General features: G+C 71.0%; 5 protein-coding genes and 1 pseudogene. 5 read left to right on the forward strand and 1 reads right to left on the reverse strand.

Features of this window, described 5'->3' with window-relative positions; all coding sequences use genetic code 11:
* From ACWDD7_RS37310 to obgE, 5 genes and pseudogenes are all read left to right on the forward strand, one after another.
* A pseudogene (locus tag ACWDD7_RS37310) lies at positions 1-381 on the forward strand (phosphocholine cytidylyltransferase family protein); the annotation flags it as partial.
* The gene (locus tag ACWDD7_RS37315; protein WP_450460669.1) at positions 369-1,427 is read left to right on the forward strand and encodes an iron-containing alcohol dehydrogenase family protein; all 1,059 of its coding nucleotides are present in this window, start codon (positions 369-371) and stop codon (positions 1,425-1,427) included. The pseudogene ACWDD7_RS37310 and the gene ACWDD7_RS37315, both read left to right, overlap by 13 nt.
* 210 nt (positions 1,428-1,637) lie before the next feature.
* Positions 1,638-1,958, forward strand: a complete 321-nt coding sequence (rplU, locus tag ACWDD7_RS37320; RefSeq protein WP_009188585.1) for a 50S ribosomal protein L21 — start codon at positions 1,638-1,640, stop codon at positions 1,956-1,958.
* A 14-nt stretch (positions 1,959-1,972) separates the two neighbouring features.
* Positions 1,973-2,227 (forward strand): 50S ribosomal protein L27, encoded by a 255-nt coding sequence (gene rpmA, locus ACWDD7_RS37325; protein WP_030779398.1) that lies wholly within the window; start codon positions 1,973-1,975, stop codon positions 2,225-2,227.
* Positions 2,228-2,347: 120 nt separating this feature from the next.
* The gene (gene obgE, locus ACWDD7_RS37330) at positions 2,348-3,793 is read left to right on the forward strand and encodes a GTPase ObgE (protein WP_450460670.1); all 1,446 of its coding nucleotides are present in this window, start codon (positions 2,348-2,350) and stop codon (positions 3,791-3,793) included.
* 214 nt (positions 3,794-4,007) lie between these two features.
* Here the strand turns inward: obgE and ACWDD7_RS37335 are convergent.
* The coding region (locus ACWDD7_RS37335) for a sugar phosphate nucleotidyltransferase (RefSeq protein ID WP_450460671.1) at positions 4,008-4,379 on the reverse strand (372 nt) is incomplete at its 5' end.

Raw genomic sequence — 4,379 nt, forward strand, 5'->3', positions numbered from 1 at the left:
ACGCTGCTGGCCGCCCGCGGCGACGGCAAGAAGATCATCCTCGCGCTGGACACCGTGAAGTCCCTGGCGGACGAGGAGATGAAGGTCGTCGTCGATCCCGAGAAGGGGATGACCCGGATCACCAAGCTGATGGACCCGGCCGAGGCGACCGGCGAGTACATCGGCGTCACCCTGATCGAGGGCGACGCGGCCGGGGAGCTGGCCGACGCCCTGCGCGCGACCTTCGAGCGCGACCCGCAGCTGTACTACGAGGACGGCTACCAGGAGCTGGTCGACCGCGGCTTCCGGATCGACGTGGCGCCGATCGGCGACGTCGACTGGGTCGAGATCGACAACCACGAGGACCTCGCCCGCGGGCGGGAGATCGCATGCCGGTACTGACCCGGCTGTTCCCCTCGCCGATCGTCATGGACATCCGCGCGGGTGCCCTGGACGACCTGGCGGGCGTGCTCGCCGACCAGCGCATCTCCGACTCCGGGCGGCTCGCCGTCGCGGTCAGCCGCGGGTACGGCGCCCAGCTGCGCGAGCGCCTCGCGCCGGCCCTGCCCGCCGCCACCTGGTTCGAGGTGGGCGGCGGCACCCTGGACGAGGCGGTCGACCTGGCCGACCGGATGAAGTCCGGGGACTTCGACGCGGTCGTGGGCATCGGCGGCGGCAAGATCATCGACTGTGCGAAGTACTCCGCGGCACGGATCGGCCTGCCCCTGGTCGTCGTGCCGACGAACCTCTCGCACGACGGCATCTGCTCGCCCGTGTCCAACCTGGACAACGACGCGGGGCGCGGCTCCTACGGCGTGCCCGCGCCCATCGCCCTGTTCATCGACCTCGACGTGATCCGCGAGGCCCCGCTGCGCTTCGTGCGCTCGGGCATCGGCGACGCCCTGTCCAACATCTCCGCGGTCGCGGACTGGGAGCTGGACCACCGGGTCAACGGCGAGAAGATCGACGGTCTCGCCGCGGCCATGGCCCGCCAGGCCGGCGAGGCGGTCCTCAGGCACCCGGGCGGCTGCGGCGACGACGGGTTCCTCACCGTGCTGTCCGAGGGTCTGGTGCTGACCGGCATCGCCATGTCGATCGCCGGGCACACCCGGCCCTCCTCGGGCGCCTGCCATGAGATCAGTCACGCACTCGACCTGCTCTACCCCCGCCGGGCCGCCGCGCACGGCGAACAGGTGGGTCTCGGCGCCGCCTTCGCCACGTATCTGCGCGGCGACCAGGAAGGCTCCCGGCTGATCGTGGAGGGGCTGCGCCGGCACGGGCTGCCCGTGGTGGCCGAGGAGATCGGCTTCAGCGACGAGGAGTTCGTCCGGGCCGTGGCGTTCGCGCCGGAGACCCGGCCGGGCCGCTACACGATCCTGGAGCACCTCGGCCTGTCACCGGAGGGCATCGAGGAGGCGTACGCCGGGTACGTCGCCGCGGCCGCCTGAACGCCGGGATGCCGACGTGAGGGGCCGGACGCCCAGTTTGACCCCCACGGCCCCGGCCCGTAACCTTGACCGTCGGCGTGTCATCGACCCGCCACATCCCCGTAAACCTGTTCCTCCCGGACGCTAGGCCGGCCGGGAGAGGTCGCCCATGCTGCTGCCGGGCGGCTGGCCTGCGGGGGTGCCGTTTCTTCGAGCGAAAGAGAGATCCGCGTGTACGCCATCGTGCGCAGCGGTGGTCGCCAGCACAAGGTTGCTGTCGGCGACATCGTTGAGGTTGACAAGATTTCCACCGCCAAGGTTGGCGACACGGTCGAGCTCTCGACCCTGCTCGTTGTCGACGGCGACGCTGTGACCAGCGACCCGTGGGTGCTGGCCGGCATCAAGGTCCAGGCCGAGGTCGTGGACCACCACAAGGGCCAGAAGATCGACATTCTGCGCTACAAGAACAAGACCGGCTACCGCCGTCGGCAGGGCCACCGCCAGCAGTACACGGCGATCAAGGTCACGTCGATCCCCACGGCTGCGAAGTAAGGGACTGAGAAGACATGGCACACAAGAAGGGCGCATCGTCCACCCGGAACGGTCGCGACTCCAATGCCCAGCGGCTCGGCGTGAAGCGCTTCGGCGGTCAGGTCGTGAACGCTGGTGAGATCCTGGTCCGCCAGCGCGGCACCCACTTCCACCCCGGCGCCGGCGTCGGCCGTGGCGGCGACGACACCCTGTTCGCCCTGCTGCCGGGTGCGGTGGAGTTCGGTACCCACCGTGGCCGCAAGGTCGTGAACATCGTTCCGGTCGCCTGAATCAGCTGATTCGGCACCGAACGCTTCGCGAGGCGGACCTCACTTCCCGGTCGGGAAGGCGGGTCCGCCTTTCGCGTGTTAGTACCTAGACATACCCGTGATTTCTGGAGGCACTGAACCATGACCACCTTCGTGGACCGCGTCGAACTGCATGTCGCCGCGGGTAACGGGGGCCACGGCTGTGCCTCCGTCCACCGTGAGAAGTTCAAGCCGCTGGGCGGCCCGGACGGCGGCAACGGCGGCCGTGGCGGCGATGTCATCCTCACCGTGGACCAGTCGGTCACCACGCTGCTCGACTACCACCACTCCCCGCACCGCAAGGCCACCAACGGCAAGCCCGGCGAGGGCGGCAACCGCTCCGGCAAGGACGGCGAGGACCTGGTCCTGCCGGTCCCGGACGGCACCGTGGTGCTCGACAAGGCGGGCAACGTGCTCGCCGACCTGGTCGGGCACGGGACGTCGTACGTTGCCGCGCAGGGCGGCCGCGGTGGCCTCGGCAACGCGGCGCTGGCCTCGGCCCGCCGCAAGGCGCCCGGCTTTGCGCTGCTCGGCGTGCCCGGTGACCTCCAGGACATCGTCCTGGAGCTGAAGACCGTCGCCGACGTGGCGCTGGTCGGCTACCCGAGCGCCGGCAAGTCCTCGCTGATCTCGGTGCTCAGCGCCGCCAAGCCGAAGATCGCGGACTACCCCTTCACCACCCTGGTGCCCAACCTCGGTGTGGTGACCGCCGGTTCGACCGTCTACACCATCGCCGACGTGCCGGGTCTGATCCCGGGCGCCAGCCAGGGCAAGGGCCTGGGCCTGGAGTTCCTGCGGCACGTGGAGCGGTGCAGCGTGCTGGTGCACGTCCTGGACACCGCGACCCTGGAGTCCGACCGCGACCCGCTGTCCGACCTCGACATCATCGAGGAGGAACTGCGGCAGTACGGCGGCCTCGACAACCGGCCCCGGCTCGTCGTCCTCAACAAGGTCGACGTGCCCGACGGCAAGGACCTCGCCGAGATGGTCCGGCCCGACCTGGAGGCCCGCGGCTACCGCGTCTTCGAGGTCTCCGCGGTCGCCCACATCGGCCTGCGCGAGCTGTCCTTCGCCCTCGGTGAGCTGGTCGGCAAGGCGCGTGCGGCCAAGCCCAGGGAAGAGGCCACGCGGATCGTCATCCGGCCCAAGGCCGTGGACGACGCCGGCTTCACCGTCACCCGCGAGGAGGTCGGCGGCGAGCCGCTGTTCCGGGTGCGCGGCGAGAAGCCCGAACGCTGGGTGCGCCAGACCGACTTCAACAACGACGAGGCCGTCGGCTACCTCGCCGACCGGCTCAACCGCCTCGGTGTGGAGGACCAGTTGATGAAGGCGGGCGCCCGCAGCGGCGACGGCGTCGCCATCGGTCCCGAGGAGAACGCGGTCGTCTTCGACTGGGAGCCGTCGGTCACGGCCGGCGCCGAGATGCTCGGCCGCCGCGGCGAGGACCACCGCTTCGAGGCGCCCCGTCCCGCGGCCCAGCGCCGCCGCGACAGGGACGCCGAACGGGACGAGGCCGGCCGGGAGTTCGACGACTTCGAGCCCTTCTAGGCGACGGCGTCGGACCGTACGGGCTGACGGCCCGGGTCGCTCCCGGTGGGGCGACCCGGGCCGTTCCGTGACAGCGGTTCCGGGCTGTTCCGCAGGACGGTTCCGGGCTGTTCCGGACGACGGCCCAGCAGCCGTTCACGACGGCGACGGCGACAAAGAGGGCGGGCCCCGGAGGATCTCCTCCGGGGCCCGCCCTCTTCTCTGTCTCCTGCCGTCAGCCCTCGGCCAGCTCCTGGCCGACGTAACCGCGCAGCCAGGTCCGGAACTCCGGGCCCAGGTCCTCGCGTTCGCACGCGAGCCTGACGATGGCGCGCAGGTAGTCGCCTCTGTCGCCGGTGTCGTAGCGACGGCCCTGGAAGACGACGCCGTGCACCGGGCCGCCGGACTTCTCGTCGTCGGCGAGCTGCTGGAGCGCGTCGGTCAGCTGGATCTCCCCGCCGCGGCCCGGCTCCGTCTCGCGCAGGACGTCGAAGATCTCCGGGGCGAGGACATAGCGGCCGATGACCGCGTAGTTCGACGGGGCGTCGGCGGGGTCGGGCTTCTCGACCAGGCCCGTCACCTGGACGACGTCGCCCTCGGGGGTGGC

The organism is Streptomyces sp. NPDC001056 (assembly GCF_053598955.1).

What these genes read in the sequence shown, in the direction of transcription:
- rpmA (WP_030779398.1), top strand. Translation starts at nt 1,973, where the DNA reads ATGGCACACAAGAAGGGCGCATCGTCCACCCGGAACGGTCGCGACTCC.
- ACWDD7_RS37315 (WP_450460669.1), top strand. Translation starts at nt 369, where the DNA reads ATGCCGGTACTGACCCGGCTGTTCCCCTCGCCGATCGTCATGGACATC.
- obgE (WP_450460670.1), top strand. Translation starts at nt 2,348, where the DNA reads ATGACCACCTTCGTGGACCGCGTCGAACTGCATGTCGCCGCGGGTAAC.